A 17533-nucleotide genomic window follows, 5' to 3' on the forward strand; every position below is an offset into this window, starting at 1 on the left:
CCTTTATAGATTTTGGGTTGCACAACACCACTGACTGCGTGGTCATTGGGGCAAGCCGTAACTTGCCCTCAGTGCGCCATAGCGTTTAACGGATTACATCAAGCCTTTTTTCTCCAGCTCGGTTTTGAAGTTATCGCGGGTGATAAGCACCACATCAGTCACTTCAGTAAACTTCGCTGGCTCAACATCTTTGGTCACCCAGTCATGCAGCATCTGAATACTTTTGTAGCCATGAATATCCGGGCTTGGTAACAAAGAGCCATAGAAGCCAGTCGCCTGACCCTTAGACAGTTCGCTGACCGCATCAACACCATTAATACCAATGCCTATTACATTTGGTGCCTTAAAGCCTTGGCCTTCAGTTGCACGCACACCACCCAATACGGTGTTGTCATTCATTCCGACAATCAGCCAGTTTTTCACTTCAGGATGCTGTACTAACATGGAGTTAGCTGCATCGAATGCGCCGGGAATATCATTGGATTTGGTTGGTACTTTGTAGATTTGTTTTTCAGGGAAGCCGGCAGCTTTCAGCGCGTCCATTGACCCCGAGGTGCGGCGACGGGCGGTGTCCAGCTCATCAGAAGTGATCGCCATAACGGCGGTTTCCCCCGGTTGCCAGCCACGTTTATTCATTTCTTTCCACAGCTCCTGCCCTTGGCGCTCACCAATTTTGGTGGCCGCCATCATCACTAATGGCACGCTGTCCATCGGTTTGCCTTTAGCATTGACGAATTGATCGTCGACCGCGATGACTTTCAGGTTATAGCTGCGCGCTTTTGCTTCGATGGCAGGCCCCAGCTTTGGATCCGGTGTACAGATGACAAAACCTTTCGCCCCACTGGCGGCCAAGCTGTCGATGGCATTCAGGGTTTTTTCGCCATCGGGCACTGCAATTTTTATCACTTCAAAGCCTAAATCTTTGCCAGCTTTATCAGCAAACTTCCATTCGGTCTGGAACCAGGGCTCTTCAGGCTGCTTGACCAAAAAGCCTAATTTCATGCTTTCGGCAATAGCTGAATGTGACATAACTGCCGCTAACCCTACCACTGCCAGCGCCTTAGTTAATTTATGCATAGTGTTCTCCGGACTTTTTTTGTAGGAAGAGATAATTTTTGTTTATTTAATCGTCAGCCACAGCAATCAGTCGATTTTTAGTGGAAACGTTATCAATGGTATTTTTTAACTTATGCAAGGTTACAGCCTATATTAAAAGCGACTTAACCTCACCCTACACGGTAAGACGGAGACAGTTTTAACGTTAATTTTGTATCGGAATGTAGAGCGCTATCACATCCAGGGATTACAGTTTATTTATCCATGTATTCAGCAAAATTAACCTATTTCTAACTTTTGACTGACATCACAAAAATGCTATAGGAAGCAGGAAAGTACATACTTCCAGCTATTGCCTCCTCACCGCTTGCTGTCACTCACTCCTATCTTTGTTAGCAATTAATAGGCAATTGCCAATGAATTCTTGTTTTCAGCAATTAGTGAGGAGCAACCACCATGACAGGCGACGTTATATCGGCAGACCGCCCTTTATTGACACCAGAGGCTATCGCGCTCGGCTTGGATTTTGGCAGCGATTCAGTCCGGGTATTGGCGGTGGATTGTCAACATGGCACCGAGATAGATACTGAAGTTGTCTACTACCCTCGCTGGCAGAAAGGTCTTTACAGCCACGCCGCAGAAAATCAGTTCCGCCATCATCCCCTCGACTATATCGAAGCCATGGAGCAGGCAATTCGCCAAGTCGTCAGCCGCCTGTCTTTAGAACAACGTCAACACATCATTGGTATTGGTGTGGATACCACCGGCTCGACTCCTGCACCAATCGATGAGCAAGGCCAGATTTTGGCGCTACGCCCTGATTTTGCTGAAAACCCCAATGCCATGTTTGTGCTTTGGAAAGACCATACCGCCATTGAAGAAGCAGAAGAAATCAACCGCTTATGCCGCAGTGGTCAATTTGATGATTATTCGCGTTATATCGGAGGGGTTTACTCTTCCGAATGGTTTTGGGCGAAAATTCTGCATGTTACGCGCGCGGATAAAGCGGTTCGTGATGCGGCTGTATCATGGATTGAACTGTGCGACTGGATCCCGGCACTACTCTCAGGCACCACCGCGCCTAAGGATATTCAGCGAGGCCGGTGCAGTGCGGGGCATAAAAGCTTATGGCACCCTTCGTGGGGGGGCTTGCCACCACGTGAGTTTTTGGCAGCCCTTGATAGCAGTTTGGTCAACAATCTTGACTATCCGATGTTCACTGATACCTATACGGCTGAGCGGCCGGTGGGGTCAATTACCGCGGAATGGGCTGAGCGGTTAGGGCTGCCCGCTACGGTGGTTATTTCTGGTGGCGCATTCGATTGCCATATGGGTGCAGTCGGCGCAGGAGCTCAACCTTATACATTGGTTAAAGTTATCGGCACTTCCACCTGTGATATTTTGATTGCGGACGAAAAGTTAGTCGGCGAGAGAGCGATTGCAGGGATTTGTGGCCAAGTAGAAGGCAGCGTGGTCCCTGGCTGGATTGGTATGGAAGCCGGGCAATCGGCGTTTGGCGATATGTATGCCTGGTTTAGTCGTCTCTTGAGCTGGCCATTACATCAGGCCGCACTGGCACACCCCGAATTACAGCCGCAGTTAAAAAAGATTGAGTCTACCCTACTGGCTTCGCTGACAACCGAATGGGCTAAAAATCCTTCACTTGACCACCTGCCCGTGGTGTTGGATTGGTTCAATGGCCGGCGCACCCCGAATGCCAATCAGCGGCTAAAAGGCGTGATTGCTGACCTGAACTTGGGGACGGATGCCCCGACGCTGTTTGGCGGGTTTATTGCTGCCACCGCCTTTGGCGCTCGCGCTATTATGGAATGTTTCGAGCAGCAAGATATTCCGGTTGAGAACGTGCTGGCATTAGGCGGGATTGCACGTAAATCGCCGGTTATTATGCAAGTTTGTGCTGATGTCATGAACAGGCCGCTCCAGATTGTGGCATCGGATCAATGCTGTGCATTGGGTGCTGCTATTTTTGCAGCGGTTGCCGCCGGTATCTTTGACGACGTGCCAACTGCACAGCGCCACATGGCGTGCAAAATTGAACGAACCCTGACACCCAATGCTGCACAAGTGGCTCGCTATCAACAGCTTTATCAACGCTATCAACAGTGGTGTTTATCCGCTGAGCCACACTACGCACCGGTAACCGAAGCGACGTTATGACCTTGATGCTCCGGCTGATTTATCACTGTATGCTTTATAAAAATTGATTAAATGGAGTATCCGATGGACGTATTCAAACAGTCAGAAGTGTGGTTTGTGATCGGCAGTCAGAACCTGTATGGCCCTAAAACCCTGCAACAAGTGACGGATAATGCCCATCATGTCGTCAATAGCCTGAATAGCGAAGCGGGTTTACCGGTAAAACTGGTGTTGAAACCTTTAGTGACGACACCAGATGAAATCACTGCTTTATGTCGCGAGGCTAACTATGATACCGCCTGTATCGGTGTCATGACTTGGTTGCATACTTTCTCTCCGGCCAAAATGTGGATTGGCGGGCTGAGCATTCTGAATAAACCTTTATTGCAATTCCATACTCAGTTCAATGCTCAGATCCCATGGGAAACCATGGATATGGACTTTATGAACTTGAACCAAACCGCCCATGGTGGCCGTGAATTTGGTTTTATTGGCGCGCGAATGCGTCAACAACACAGTGTTATCACTGGCCACTGGCAAGATAAAGAAGCACATCAACGTATTGGGCAATGGATGCGCGTTGCCGCAGCCAAGCAAGAAAGCCAACAACTAAAAGTGGCTCGTTTTGGCGATAATATGCGCGAAGTGGCAGTGACTGAAGGGGATAAAGTCGCGGCGCAAATCCAGTTTGGTTACTCCGTGAATGCCTATGGCATTGGTGATTTGGTCACGGTGGTGGATGCAGTCAGCAAAGGTGACATTGACACTTTGGTTGAGGAGTATGAAGCCACTTACCGACTGACTGACGCGGTGAAGCTCAATGGTAATAAGCGCGAAAACCTGCTAGATGCCGCACGGATTGAATTGGGAATGAAGCGCTTCCTGGAACAGGGTGGATTTAAAGCTTTCACCACTAACTTCGAAAATCTCTATGGATTGAAACAGTTACCCGGATTGGCAGTTCAACGCCTGATGCAACAAGGCTATGGTTTTGGTGGCGAAGGCGATTGGAAAACCGCGGCATTATTGCGCATTCTGAAAGTCATGGGCACCGGTCTGAAAGGCGGCACCTCCTTTATGGAGGATTACACCTATAATTTCCAGCCGGGTAATGATCTGGTGGTCGGCTCCCATATGCTCGAAGTGTGCCCGTCTATCGCCAAAGAAGACAAACCGCTGTTGGATGTTCAGCATTTAGGTATTGGCGGTAAAGCTGACCCTGCCCGCTTGATCTTCTCGACACCCGCTGGCCCGGCACTGAATGCCAGCCTTATCGATATGGGGAACCGCTTCCGCCTGTTGGTCAATGTGGTCGACACTGTTGAGCAACCGCATCCGTTACCAAAACTGCCCGTCGCACGGGCTATTTGGCAAGCACAGCCATCTCTGGCAACAGCGGCCGAAGCTTGGATTATTGCCGGTGGCGCACACCATACCGTATTCTCACAAGCCATCGGGGTAGATGAATTGCGTCTGTACGCCGAAATGCACGGCATTGAATTCCTGCTTATCGATAACGACACCACATTACCGGCATTTAAAAACGAAATTCGCTGGAATGAAGTGTATTACCATCTGAACCGTTAAGTCTGGTTTATCAGCACATTACATTCATTCATCAGTAAACCAAGGGGCTTAACCGCCCCTTTCTTTATTCTGTCTGTAATTGCCACAAACGTGCATAAGCGCCTGACTGAGTTAGCAATTCTTGATGACTGCCTTGCTCCAACACTTGCCCATCTTTTAACACCAAAATGCGATGGCATTGGCGCAATGTATTTAAACGGTGAGCAATGCAAATCACCGTCCGATTGCGGGTAATTTCCGGTAACTGGCGCATAATAGCCGCCTCAGATTCATAATCTAATGCACTGGTTGCTTCATCAAGAATCAGTATTTTAGGGTCTGCCATTAATGCTCGAGCTAAAGCAACGCGCTGGCGCTGACCGCCTGATAACATGCCCCCTCGCTCACCGACTTGCGTTTGATAGCCTTGTGGCAATGCGCTAATAAAGTCGTGTGCCCCGGCCAGCCGGGCAATATATTCAACTTGAGTATCCTCAGCATTGGGCCGGCACTGACATATATTGTCCCGTATCGTGCCGGAAAACAGTACGCTTTCCTGTAACACCACACTCATCTGGCAGCGCAATGAAGTCGCATCAGTTATAGCCAAATCCTGCCCATCCACCAGAATCTGCCCATGCTGCGGTGTGTACAACCGTTGGAGCAACTTAGTCAATGTTGATTTACCACAGCCCGATGGCCCGGTAATGCCGATAAATTCCCCACTGGCAATATCCAAACTGAGATTCTGTATCACCTCAGCGGTATCGGGCCGATAGCGGAAACGGACTTGCTTAAAGGCCAAACTCCCCGCCCGACTATTGTGCGAAACCAACCCCGCACTGCCCGGTTCCGTTGGATAATCCATAATGGTGCCAATACGTGTTAAGGCGACTTGCGTGTGCTGGAAATCTTGCCAGATCTGCGCCATTCGCAAGATAGGTTGAGTGACATAGCCAGAGAACAGAGTAAAGGCGATAAATTGCCCAGGGCTAAGCTCCCCCGCTAATACCTGCGTCACGCCAAACCACAAGACAATCGCAGAGGTGACTTTATTGATGAGTGTGATGCCCTGCTCGGCTATATTTGCAGCCCGGGCGCAAGCAAATGAGGCTCGCACATAACTCGCCAATGATTGCCGCCAGCGCTGGATAAAGTGGCTTTCGGTGGCCGAAGTTTTGATGGTTTCTAACCCACTAATGGCTTCTGTCAAAAATGAGGTGTTATCTGCGCTGGTTTCATATTGGCGTTCAACCCGCTGACGTAATACTCGCCCCACAGCCCACCAAAACAGCAGATAGCACAACAGCGAGAACAGCACTATCCACGTCAATTGTTGGCTATAACAAAACATCACGGCAATAAAGGTACTGACAAACACCAAATCCAGCAGCATTGTTAAAGCAGAACCGGTCATAAAACTGCGGATTTGCTCCATTTCCCGCATTTTGGCAATCGTCTGCCCAGTTTGTTGCGAGCCAAAGTATCCCAGAGGTAACCCCAGTAAATGGCGATAAAGTCGCGTATTCAGCTCCGCACCGACCCGGCTGGATAAATGTGCGAATAACCAACTGCGCAAAAAGGTATAACAGGGTTCAGCAATTGCCAGCGCAATCATGGCCGTGCCGAGCACCGCCAGGCTCCCCACACCACGGCTGACCAAGACTTTGTCTATCACCGTCTCAAACAGCATCGGTGTCACCAGCAAAATGCCCTGTAACAGCAATGAAACCAAGATGATATTACGTAATTGATGGCGATATTTGCTGATAACCGGCATAAACCAACTAAAACCAAAAGCGATTTTCTTCTGCTCTTGCGGATCAGCTTTGGCCAACAAGATAGCCTCACCGCGCCACAAGTTGGCCAATTCTTGCTGGCTTATTTGCTGTTGCCGGCCATCTGCGGCGAAATACACCATTGCGTTTTGCTCGTTGAGGGCCAGCAATACATACCACTGGACGCCATCACTAAACACAATGGGGAACATAAGATTGCCCAGTCGCGCAAAGGGCTGTTGGACAGTTCTGGCGCGCAAGCCAATCCAGCTAGCACAACGGCATAGCGCAATGTTATCTATCTTATTAGGCGATAACCCGAGTTTATGGGCGAGTGACGGTGCCTCGACCGCCAGATCAAAACACGCCGCGGCGCGCGCCAGTGCTTCAAGTGGCTGAATAGACTGAGTTAATGTTGAGTTCGTCATTTCAGCGCTCCCTCATAGCTTCTGATTGATATTGCTGTAATGGACTGAGCAAATAATCAATAACCCGTCGACGGCCGGTTTTAATCTCGACACTGACAGCCATCCCCGCCGACAGCCGTACCGGTTTCCCCTCTATGGTTAGCGTGTCACTATTGAGCCGAATTCGCGCAGGAAAGACTAAGCCTTGCTGTTGATCTTCCATCGCATCACGGGAGATATGCTTAACTTCACCAGACAGTGTGCCAAATCGGGTATAGGGGAAACTGTCGACTTTGACCTCCACCGCCTGCCCGGGCAGAACAAAACCAACATCTTTGTTGAGGATCATGACATCAAGCTCTAGCTGATGATTTTCTGGCACCAAGACCATCAGTGGCTGAGCACTGGTGACAACGCCACCAAGGGTATGTACGGCTAATTGCTGAATAACACCGGCCACTGGTGCGCGCAAACTTTGCTGGCGCTGTTTGTCTCTCAATTTGATCTGTTCTTGCCGCAATTGATTGATAATTTCGTGCGCTTTATTCAATTGCTCCTGATAACTTCGCTGCTTCTCGGCCAAATAGTGCAGTCGAGTTTGCATCAACTGACGCGCTTTAGCCTGTAAAATGGCCTGTTCACTTGCCAATCGACCGGCGTCAGCTCCCGCATTTAGCCATTCCCGCTCTTGCACTAAGAGTTCGACGGCAGCGATAGACTTGGATTTAGCCAGTGTTTGCAATGCTTGTAGCCGCTGATGAATGTTTTTCATCAAGGCTTCTTGGTGGATAATATTGGTGATCCCGGCCTGAATCTGAGCCTGATTGACGGCCTGTTCGCTATCCTGACGCGCTAACTCCGCATTGACCTCGTCATTCTCTTTCGCCAACAGTGAATTAGCAGTCATAACTAACCCGTTAGGGCTACGTCGAGGCGGAGTAAAATGGGCCAGCGGGTTGTCTGTGAGCAATGCCATCATTCGCGCAACTTCAAGCTCGCGGTGAATTAACTGCTGGTTGACATTGCCTAGCTCTGCATCAATGCCAATCGGATTTAATTCAATCAAAACCTGGCCTGCCGTTACCCTGTCACCATCACGCACATTAATACTCGCCACCACCCCCGGATCCAGAGGTTGGATAACTTTTGAATGTTCCGAAACGATCACTTTGCCATGAGCTGATGCATGGATATCAAGCCTGCCAACAATTGACCAAGCCAATACCAGTAGTAATGTCAGCGCCAAGAACCAGGCCGTGCGCCGCGCCATCGGTGCCACTGGCCGCTCCACAATATCCAGATAGGCGGGAAGGAAATCATACTCATCACGGGTGCGGCCCGAGGAAACAGAGTGTTGCCAGCGGCGCTTTACGGCATTAAGTAACGGAAATTTAACCAGATATTGCATCAACTTCATTTTGATTCTCCATGGCTAAAATTAGCCTGCTGCCGCCAAAGTTGTGCATAAACACCGTTTAACGCCAATAAGGCGTCGTGGTTGGCCAGTTCGGTCACACAGCCTTGGGTTATGACGCCAATTCGGTGGCAGTGTCGTACCGTGGAGAGACGATGAGCGATAGTGATAACAGTGCGATTAGCAATGATACGAGCCATGTTGTTCTGCACTTCGGCCTGTGATTCATCATCCAGAGCACTGGTCGCCTCATCAAAAATCAAAATTCGTGGGTTAGCCAGCAGTGTCCGGGCAATAGCAATGCGCTGGCGTTGCCCACCAGAAAGTGAGGCTCCGCCCTCTGACAATACCGTGTCATATCCCAATGGTAAGGCGAGGATAAAGCTGTGTGCGCCGGCCAAACCTGCCGCTGTGACCACATCATTTAGCGAAGCTGTTGGCCGAGAATGTGCGATATTTTCACGAACAGTTCGGTTAAACAGGTAATTTTCCTGCATCACCACCCCCACCTGACGGCGTAAATATTCAGGCGAAAAATGGTTTATCGGGCAACCATCAATATTAATTTTGCCTTGTTCAGCAATATAAAGGCGCTGTAATAGCCGAGCTACCGTGCTTTTACCTGAGCCAGATGGCCCCACCAGCCCGATATGCTCTCCGGCACACAGTGATAATGAAAAATCGCGCAAGACCGGATCAAGGTCAGGACGATAACGAAAAGTCACATTTTTCAGTGTGATATCACCCTTAACTTGCTTGTCAGACGGTGCGGCACCCGTGGCTTGCTCGACAGGCAAGCTCAAAATATCGGATATCAGCATCAGCCCAATCTGCGCCCGTATACTTTGTTGCCACAAATCAACCAGTTTACTCATGGGCATTAATGCCTGTACCGCCAACATATTAAAGGCAATCAATTGGCCGATACTGAGTTGCACTGACATCACTTGATAGGCTCCGATGACTATAACCAGCGCCCCAGCCAGTTTTTGCAGCAACTGAGCGCATTGGCTACTGAAACTTTGCACGTTTTGCACTTGAAAATTGGCTTGGGCATAATCACGAGTTTGGGTCTCCCAGCGCTGTTGCATTTGTGGCTCTAATGCCAGACTTTTTACGGTTTCGACTCCTGCGACAGTTTCGGTTAAAAATGCGCCATTTTGTGCCGCGCAACTGCACAGCACTTCGACTTTTTTTTGCAATGGTCGAGTGGTCAGGGCGGCTAATAACAAATAAAGCGGTAGCGTACCCAAAACAATGAATGTCAGCAGCGGCGAAATACACCACATCACGATAAATAATACCAAGGTAAAAACAACATCCACACATAATGTCAGGGCCGAACCGGTAATAAATTCACGGATACTATCTAATTCTCGCACCCTGGCGACAATATTCCCCACATGTCGCTGCTTAAAATAACTTAGTGGCAACTTAATTAAGTGTTGAAATAGCTTGCCGCCCAGTAAAATATCCACCCGCGTTGTCGTATGGCTAAAAATATATTCCCGCAAGAGCTTTAGTACAACTTCATATATTCCCACCACTAATAATACAATAATTAACACATCGAGAGTCGTCAGCGCATTATGGACTAGGACTTTATCCATAATCACCTGAAAGAAAAGTGGAGATATCAATGCCAGGAACTGCAATAGCATTGATAATACCAAGACCTGAACCAGTGATTTACGGTGACGTAATAAAACCGGGATAAACCAGCGGATGTTAAAACGCGAATGGCTGCAATAGAGGACAACTCCGCCCCACATCAAACTAAGCTCTTGATAACTTATTATTTTTGGCTTATCACTGTCAGCGTGTTGAATCAAAGCCTGCTGATCATTCAGCCGGGCCAATAAAATAAACCGGCCTTGTGTATCACGAAATGCCAGTGGCAATTGCCCTGTTTTAATTTTATTTAAGGGTTGCTTTTTTACGGTGAAACGAACGGATGTCGCGCGCGACAGTTGTGATAAATAGCGTTGTAATGATGTGAATGTTACCCTTATCGTGATATCAATTGCAGCTTTGCGGCCAAATATTTCCACAGGTTCGGCATTAATCCCGGCTAAACGCAGCAACTGTGCTGCACAGACTAAAGAAGAATGAATGTGATTTTCCATAAATTGCATTGCCTATGTTTTCATCGTCAGAGTCAAATAACTTTCTATAGCCATAGAATATAACCATGAAATTGTATCGTCCCTTTTATATACCGGTCTTATAAAGTAAGGTTTTATAATAAATTCAATCTCAAAATTTCTTTAATTTTATTAAAAAAACAGAATTCGCGGTGTAATCATAAAGTCGAAAATATAAATCAAAACTCGGGTATTACTGGCTATACTGTAAAATCCGCAGTGTTACCCGCGACGGGCACCTCACATTTATTGATTTGTATCGCCAATTTTTTATCGCTTTGTGTGATAATTTCACGGTGATTTATAGCCTAAATAATTCGAGTAGCAGAAAGACGGCAAGTGAATGTGCCCGATGAGCTTATGTGGTCAGTCATTTGGGTGATTGAACATAGCCAGCGCCCATGCAACTTGAAGCATGACGGGCATATAGCCATTGTGATTGGCCGCCGCCGTTTTATCACTGATAACAGGAATTTCCTCACCATGACACCGACACCACCTCCTACTGCCGATGCTCGCCCCCCCTTATCTGATGTGAATCTTGAAGCAAATTTGCTGCCAATTCAGCGAGTTGCTCAGCAATTAGGCCTAAGCGCTGATGATTTAATCCCATACGGGCATCATATGGCGAAAGTCGATATCAGTGCATTGCGCCCCGGCAGTCCGCAGGGCAAACTGATTCTGGTTTCCAGCATTACGCCGACACCGATGGGAGAAGGTAAAACCGTCACAACGATTGGTTTAAGTCAGGGAATCAACCACTTAGGTTTTCGCGCTGTGGCGTGTATTCGCCAGCCCAGTCTTGGCCCTGTTTTTGGTGTTAAAGGAGGAGCCGCAGGCGGCGGCGCGGCACAAGTGTTGCCCATGGAGAAATTGAACCTGCACCTGACAGGCGATATCCATGCTATCAGTGCGGCTCATAATCTGGCGGCAGCGGCGCTGGATGCACGGTTGTATCACGAACAGCGCTTGGGGCCGGCCTTTAGCCCACAAACCGGCATGCCGCGACTGAATATTGATGCTCAACAAATCCTCTGGCCCCGAGTGGTTGATCATAATGATCGGGCGCTGCGGCAGATTAGAGTCGGCATTGGCGGGGGAACTCATGGCGTGGAGCGGGCTGATCATGTCGAAATTACCGCCGCCTCAGAGCTCATGGCCATTTTGGCGTTGTCAGAAAATTTGCGCGATATGCGCCAGCGTATTGGTCGGATAATTTTGGCCCACGCCACTGACGGGCAGGCCATTACGGCTGATGATTTGGGCGTTGCCGGTGCCATGGCCGCCCTGATGAAAGAGACGATTCACCCGACACTGATGCAAACCACTGAACAAACACCGGTGCTTATTCATGCAGGGCCATTTGCCAATATTGCACATGGGAACTCCTCAGTGCTGGCTGACCGGCTGGGATTACAATTAGCGGAATATGTGGTCACAGAGGCAGGTTTTGGCTCTGACATGGGCATGGAAAAGTTCTTTAATATTAAGTATCGTCAGTCCGGTATCGCCCCATCCTGTGTGGTCTTAGTTGCCACAATACGAAGCTTGAAAGCCAATAGTGGTGTTTTTGATATCAAACCGGGACAGCCGCTGCCCGCCGAAATTCTTAATACTCATATCCCCTTATTGCGGCAAGGGTGCGCCAATCTAAAATGGCATATTCAACATGCCAAAAGTTATGGTTTGCCGGTGGTGGTTGCTGTCAATCGTTTTCCTGACGACAGTGCCGAGGAACTGGCATTTTTGAATGACTATGCGCTATCCGCCGGGGCGGTTGCCTGCGAAATCAGTGATGCCTTTGCGAAAGGCGGTGCGGGCACGGCCACTTTAGCACAGCACGTTATTGCCGCCTGCACCCAAGCCACCGCGCCAACATTGCCCTACCCTGATAACGCCACATTGGTGCAAAAAATACAGGTTTTGGCACAGCGTTACGGCGCCCGGGACATCACCTTTACGCCACTGGCGCGCCGGCAGCTTGATGAGATAACCGCAGCAGGTTTTGGTCATTTACCGCTGTGTATGGCTAAAACGCCGCTTTCCATCAGTGCTGATGCCCGCCTGAAGAATGTTCCTGTAGACTTTGTGTTACCGGTCACTTCCTGCGCGGTATCAGCCGGTGCCGGGTTTGTCCGCATTTATGCAGGGGATATTATGACCATGCCGGGCCTTGGCACACAGCCAGCGTATTATCATATTGATATAGATGACGAAGGGCATATTCACGGGTTAAGCTAGAGTGATACCAGCAGTGATAAGTTAACAAGATAAATAAGGTTTATTATGTCTCAACAGCAGGAATATCAACGAATTGGCGGCTGGCTATTGGCTCCGCTGGCCTATCTGATTGTGACATTGCTCAGTGCCAGCTTGATGCTGGCGCTCTATGCCATGGCGATTTTCACGCCAGAATCCAGAGAATATCTGTCCACCAACTCACAGGCATTTACTCTGCAATGGTATTTCTCGGTGGTCACCACGGTGGTGATGTGGCTTTATACTTTATGGGTCATTTGGCTGTTTTGCAGCCGCTCACAGCGTTTCCCTAAATGGTTTATTCTGTGGTTATTACTCACCGTATTATTAGCATTAAAGGCGTTTGCTTTCTCGCCAATTACTGATGATATCGCCTTGCGCACATTGGGTTGGCCGCTGTTGGCCGCGGCTGTTTTTGTGCCCTATATCAAACGTTCTCAGCGAGTGAAGCACACCTTTGTCGAACGTTAAGGGCATTGCGCATTTTCTCCTGCAATGCCTGCAATTTGCAAAATGGCGGATAAAATCGTAATAACCTTGTATTTCATCTGTTGTCCTTAGGCCGCCAATTTTGGATAATAGGCGGCTTTTATTTTTTTAGGCTCCGCAATGACTGAATACCTGCTCCTGTTTGTCGGCACTGTTTTGGTAAACAACTTCGTTCTGGTCAAATTTCTTGGCCTCTGCCCTTTCATGGGTGTCTCCAAAAAATTGGAGACCGCCATTGGTATGGGGCTGGCGACCACTTTTGTACTGACATTGGCCTCAGTTTGCGCCTGGATGGTTAACAGCTTTATTTTGCTGCCTCTGGGCCTGGTCTATTTACGGACGCTGGCCTTTATTTTAGTGATTGCGGTCGTCGTGCAATTTACTGAGTTGGTGGTGCGCAAAACCAGCCCCGCGCTTTATCGCCTGCTGGGGATATTTTTGCCCTTGATCACCACAAACTGTGCGGTGTTGGGTGTGGCCTTGCTTAATGTCAATCAATCTCACAATTTTATGCAATCGGCGGTCTATGGCTTTAGTGCCGCAGCCGGTTTCTCTCTGGTTATGGTGCTATTTGCCGCTATCCGTGAGCGGCTGGCGGTCGCTGACGTCCCTGCGCCTTTTCGCGGCTCTTCCATAGCACTGATAACCGCAGGGCTGATGTCATTAGCCTTTATGGGCTTTACCGGGTTGGTGAAGTTCTAATGATGTCGTTATGGATTGCCATCGGCGCATTAAGCACATTAGCACTGATTTCCGGTGCGGTATTGGGTTTTGCTGCCCGCCGTTTCCAGGTGGATCAAGACCCGGTTGTCGAGCAAATCGACGCCATCTTACCGCAGAGTCAGTGTGGGCAATGTGGCTATCCCGGCTGTCGGCCTTATGCTGAAGCGGTATCTGGCGGTGGCGAAAAAATCAATAAATGCGCCCCTGGTGGCGAACAAGTGATGCTGAAGTTGGCCGAGTTGCTGGCCGTCGAGCCGCAACCGCTGGATGGTGACGAAACTGCCGCCCATCCTCAGCGCAAAGTCGCTTTTATTGATGAGGCCAATTGCATTGGTTGCACTAAATGCATTCAGGCCTGTCCGGTTGATGCCATTGTTGGCGCGACTCGCGCAATGCACACCGTGCTGCCAGATCTTTGTACCGGTTGTGACCTTTGCGTCTCGCCGTGCCCGACCGATTGTATAGAAATGATCCCGGTTGCTACCACCACCGCCAACTGGAAGTGGGATTTGAGCACTATCCCAGTCAAGAACCTTCCTAAACAGTTAGCTGCTTCGCAGATGATTCCGGTGAAAATGATAGATGTGGAGCAACATGTTTAAGCTGTTTACTGCCCGTCAGCACGATAACATCTGGGATTTCGACGGGGGGATCCATCCGCCGGAAATGAAGTTGCAGTCAAGCACGGTGCCGATGCGCATCGCGACTTTACCTGAACACATGATTATTCCATTGCAACAGCATCTCGGGCCGGAAGGTGAACTGCGCGTCAGAACCGGTGAGCGAGTGTTAAAAGGGCAACCACTGACCGTGGGCCGTGGCCGCACAGTTCCGGTGCATGCGCCGACTTCCGGTGTCATTACCGCCATTGCCCCGCACACCACCGCCCATCCCTCCGGTTTAGCGGAGCTGTGCGTGCATATCACCCCTGATGGCGAGGATCGCTGGCGCGAGCAACAGCCATGGGCCGATTACTCTGAGCGAGATAAAACTGCCCTGCTGGACAGAATCCATCAGGCGGGTATCGCCGGTTTGGGCGGTGCTGGTTTTCCAACAGCCAGTAAGTTACAAGGCGGTTTAAATAACGTTACCACACTCATTATCAACGCGGCTGAGTGCGAGCCTTATATCACTGCCGATGACCGTTTGATGCAAGACCATGCTACAGAGTTGGTCTTGGGTATTCAGATTTTAATCTATCTGCTGCAACCTCAGCAGGTGCTGATTGGCATTGAAGATAATAAACCTGAAGCTATCGCCGCTGTGCAACAGGCGCTGCGCGGTCAGAACCTCATACAGCTGCGCGTGATCCCCACGAAATACCCGTCAGGCGGTGCCAAGCAACTGACCAAGATCCTCACCGGCAAAGAAGTGCCTTTCGGCCAGCATTCTTCATCTATTGGCGTATTAATGCAGAACGTCGGTACTGTGGTGGCAATCAAACGGGCGATTATTGACGATGAGCCTTTAATTGAACGAGTCGTGACATTAACCGGCGATGCATTGACTAAACCGGGGAATTTCTGGGCCAGAATCGGCACTCCCGTCATACACTTGTTAAAACTGGCCGGTTTTGTGCCGCAAAATCACCCCATGGTTATTATGGGCGGCCCACTGATGGGCTTTACCCTGCCCAGCCTGGATGTCCCGATTGTTAAAATCAGTAACTGTATTTTGGCACCCGCCGAAGCTGAAATGGGGTTATCCGAACCCGAGCAATCTTGCATTCGCTGTGGTTTATGTGTGGATGCTTGTCCGGCGGGCCTATTACCCCAGCAACTCTATTGGTTTAGTCGGGGTGAAGAGCATGAGAAAGCCCGCAATCATAACTTATTCGACTGTATTGAGTGCGGTGCCTGCGCCTATGTTTGCCCGAGTAATATTCCGCTGGTGCAGTATTATCGCCAGGAAAAGGCCGAAATTCGCGCCCTTGATCAAGAAAATGCGCGGGCTGCAGAGGCCAAAGCGCGTTTTGAAGCTAAACAAGCGCGTCTCCAGCGGGAAAAACTGGCGCGGGAACTGCGCCATAAACAAGCCGCGGTCAAGCTCAGTGATGTTGACCAACAAAGGGTTGAAGCCGCTGTCAGCCGCCTGGCTCGCGAATCAGACAATCCAGATTCAGCTATCAGTGTAACCCTTGGAGAAGCGCCGGATAACAGCGCCGCTATTGCGGCTCGCGAAGCCCGCAAAGCGCAAGTCAGAGCCCGTCAGGCAGAGAAAAAACCGACAACGGTGACCGAAGAAACAACGCAAGCGGTAGACCCACGTCAAGTCGCCGTGGCTGCGGCTATTGCCCGCGTTAAGGCCAAAAAAGCTGCTCAGGTACAGCTTGAATCTGCGGTGAAAGTTGAAAATGAAGTGGCGGAGGAGGATCCGCGCAAAGCCGCCGTGGCTGCGGCTATTGCTCGCGTTAAGGCCAAAAAAGCTGCTCAGGCACAGCTTGAATCTGCGGTGAAAGTTGAAAATGAAGTGGCGGAGGAAGATCCGCGCAAAGCCGCCGTGGCTGCGGCTATTGCTCGCGTTAAGGCTAAAAAAGCTGCTCAGGCAGCCGTAAATCCAGATTAAAATACAATTCAGACTGAACTGACGCCTTGGAATAAGGTGTCAATTCACTGACATCAGGTATGTATAAGCAGCTGTAATATCGCGCATTTTAGATTCTGCATGGCAATTATCTATTTCAATAACTTCCATTTCTACACCGCCGCCAAACTCATCTCGCAGCTTAGGCAATACTTCGTTGAATAAGTATATAGAAAACTTTATACATTCTTTGGCGTTGCCCTGATGAGATATAGACAAAAATTCGCCAGCTGGGATAGAAAGATGATCTATTTCGCGATGCCCTTGAATTTCATGCCGTTTATCTTTATCAATGGCGGTCGAATAGTACACACTGTTCTGCCCTTGCTGACACTTATTGGCCGAAAACAGGGAATATACCCGCTGGCAAGAAAAGTTAACTTCTTTAAAGAAATCGAGCAAAATTTCATTTTTCATTGCCATACAAGATGAATGCTGACCACTGCAATGATTGTGCTCATCGAAATCCAGCCGCCGCGTAAAGCCCACTAACTCTTTCTCTGGCAAAGATATACGTTTGATTTCTGGCGTATAATTCTCATAGAAATTGAATCGGGGAAGCATCCCCTTCACATCCCACTGCTCCATTTGGCGAAAACTGTTGGGGGTAACACCAAAGCGCTTCTTAAAGGTACGAGTAAACGTTTGTTGCGAATCGAACCCCAACTCATCTGAAATTGCAATGATTGGCCGGCGTGATATACGCAAAGCCACCGCCGAACGCGTCAACACTCGTCCACGTATGTAGGAGGCTAATTGTAACCCTACAATACTTTTAAATTTCCGTTGCAGATGCCATTTTGAATATCCAGAAATCTTTGCCACATCATCCAATGTCGGCCGTTTTTCTAAATTGATTTCAATCCATTCAATTAATTCATCTATAAACAATATGTCTTCGTTTATCATTTCATTGTTCTTTAAATATATAATCACACTGCATACTACATTAATCTA

General features: G+C 49.1%; 12 protein-coding genes. 7 read left to right on the top strand and 5 right to left on the bottom strand.

Going from position 1 to position 17533, the window contains the following annotated elements:
- Positions 1-93 precede the first annotated feature (93 nt).
- Positions 94-1077 (bottom strand): arabinose ABC transporter substrate-binding protein, encoded by a 984-nt coding sequence (locus F0T03_RS10835; RefSeq protein WP_145553398.1) that lies wholly within the window; start codon positions 1075-1077, stop codon positions 94-96.
- Positions 1078-1512: 435 nt separating this feature from the next.
- Between F0T03_RS10835 and F0T03_RS10840 the strand changes: the two genes are divergently transcribed.
- Both F0T03_RS10840 and araA read left to right on the top strand, forming a co-directional pair.
- Positions 1513-3234 carry a ribulokinase gene (locus tag F0T03_RS10840; RefSeq protein WP_145553396.1) on the top strand — a complete coding sequence of 574 codons (1722 nt, stop codon included), beginning with the start codon at positions 1513-1515 and terminating at the stop codon, positions 3232-3234.
- 63 nt (positions 3235-3297) lie between these two features.
- Positions 3298-4800, top strand: a complete 1503-nt coding sequence (gene araA, locus F0T03_RS10845; RefSeq protein WP_145553394.1) for an L-arabinose isomerase — start codon at positions 3298-3300, stop codon at positions 4798-4800.
- A 64-nt stretch (positions 4801-4864) separates the two neighbouring features.
- On the opposite strand, the gene F0T03_RS10850 is transcribed toward araA, so the two are convergent.
- The 3 genes from F0T03_RS10850 to F0T03_RS10860 are packed head-to-tail and all read right to left on the bottom strand — an operon-like array spanning position 4865 to position 10504.
- Positions 4865-6985, bottom strand: a complete 2121-nt coding sequence (locus tag F0T03_RS10850; RefSeq protein WP_159678311.1) for a type I secretion system permease/ATPase — start codon at positions 6983-6985, stop codon at positions 4865-4867.
- 1 nt (position 6986) lies between these two features.
- Positions 6987-8381, bottom strand: coding sequence for an HlyD family type I secretion periplasmic adaptor subunit (locus F0T03_RS10855; protein ID WP_159678314.1), 1395 nt, complete (start codon positions 8379-8381; stop codon positions 6987-6989).
- Positions 8378-10504 (bottom strand): peptidase domain-containing ABC transporter, encoded by a 2127-nt coding sequence (locus F0T03_RS10860; RefSeq protein ID WP_159678317.1) that lies wholly within the window; start codon positions 10502-10504, stop codon positions 8378-8380. Before F0T03_RS10860 ends, F0T03_RS10855 begins: the two co-directional genes overlap by 4 nt.
- A gap of 501 nt (positions 10505-11005) precedes the next feature.
- Between F0T03_RS10860 and F0T03_RS10865 the strand changes: the two genes are divergently transcribed.
- From F0T03_RS10865 to rsxC, 5 genes are all read left to right on the top strand, one after another.
- Complete coding sequence (locus F0T03_RS10865; protein WP_162527029.1) at positions 11006-12763, top strand: formate--tetrahydrofolate ligase; 1758 nt, start codon at positions 11006-11008, stop codon at positions 12761-12763.
- Positions 12764-12808: 45 nt separating this feature from the next.
- Positions 12809-13252, top strand: a complete 444-nt coding sequence (locus F0T03_RS10870) for a DUF2569 domain-containing protein (RefSeq protein ID WP_145553385.1) — start codon at positions 12809-12811, stop codon at positions 13250-13252.
- A 138-nt stretch (positions 13253-13390) separates the two neighbouring features.
- Entirely contained in the window at positions 13391-13972 is a 582-nt protein-coding gene (gene rsxA, locus F0T03_RS10875; RefSeq protein WP_013649928.1) for an electron transport complex subunit RsxA, read from the top strand.
- Positions 13972-14595 (top strand): electron transport complex subunit RsxB, encoded by a 624-nt coding sequence (rsxB, locus tag F0T03_RS10880; protein WP_159678319.1) that lies wholly within the window; start codon positions 13972-13974, stop codon positions 14593-14595. The genes rsxA and rsxB overlap by 1 nt, the downstream gene beginning before the upstream one ends.
- Positions 14588-16558 (top strand): electron transport complex subunit RsxC, encoded by a 1971-nt coding sequence (gene rsxC, locus F0T03_RS10885; protein WP_159678322.1) that lies wholly within the window; start codon positions 14588-14590, stop codon positions 16556-16558. The genes rsxB and rsxC overlap by 8 nt, the downstream gene beginning before the upstream one ends.
- Positions 16559-16597: 39 nt before the next feature.
- Here rsxC and F0T03_RS10890 read toward each other — a convergent pair whose 3' ends face one another.
- Complete coding sequence (locus F0T03_RS10890; protein WP_145553379.1) at positions 16598-17485, bottom strand: helix-turn-helix domain-containing protein; 888 nt, start codon at positions 17483-17485, stop codon at positions 16598-16600.
- Between the last annotated feature and the right edge of the window lie 48 nt (positions 17486-17533).

Origin of the sequence: Yersinia canariae (assembly GCF_009831415.1) — a bacterium.
GTDB classification, from domain to species: Bacteria; Pseudomonadota; Gammaproteobacteria; order Enterobacterales; family Enterobacteriaceae; genus Yersinia; species Yersinia canariae.

Excerpts from the sequence above, each read along its gene's own strand:
- araA (WP_145553394.1), top strand. The coding sequence starts at position 3,298 with ATGGACGTATTCAAACAGTCAGAAGTGTGGTTTGTGATCGGCAGTCAG.
- F0T03_RS10850 (WP_159678311.1), bottom strand. The coding sequence starts at position 6,985 with ATGACGAACTCAACATTAACTCAGTCTATTCAGCCACTTGAAGCACTG.
- F0T03_RS10835 (WP_145553398.1), bottom strand. The coding sequence starts at position 1,077 with ATGCATAAATTAACTAAGGCGCTGGCAGTGGTAGGGTTAGCGGCAGTT.
- F0T03_RS10855 (WP_159678314.1), bottom strand. The coding sequence starts at position 8,381 with ATGAAGTTGATGCAATATCTGGTTAAATTTCCGTTACTTAATGCCGTA.
- F0T03_RS10865 (WP_162527029.1), top strand. The coding sequence starts at position 11,006 with ATGACACCGACACCACCTCCTACTGCCGATGCTCGCCCCCCCTTATCT.
- rsxA (WP_013649928.1), top strand. The coding sequence starts at position 13,391 with ATGACTGAATACCTGCTCCTGTTTGTCGGCACTGTTTTGGTAAACAAC.
- F0T03_RS10860 (WP_159678317.1), bottom strand. The coding sequence starts at position 10,504 with ATGGAAAATCACATTCATTCTTCTTTAGTCTGTGCAGCACAGTTGCTG.
- rsxC (WP_159678322.1), top strand. The coding sequence starts at position 14,588 with ATGTTTAAGCTGTTTACTGCCCGTCAGCACGATAACATCTGGGATTTC.
- rsxB (WP_159678319.1), top strand. The coding sequence starts at position 13,972 with ATGATGTCGTTATGGATTGCCATCGGCGCATTAAGCACATTAGCACTG.
- F0T03_RS10870 (WP_145553385.1), top strand. The coding sequence starts at position 12,809 with ATGTCTCAACAGCAGGAATATCAACGAATTGGCGGCTGGCTATTGGCT.
- F0T03_RS10890 (WP_145553379.1), bottom strand. The coding sequence starts at position 17,485 with ATGATAAACGAAGACATATTGTTTATAGATGAATTAATTGAATGGATT.
- F0T03_RS10840 (WP_145553396.1), top strand. The coding sequence starts at position 1,513 with ATGACAGGCGACGTTATATCGGCAGACCGCCCTTTATTGACACCAGAG.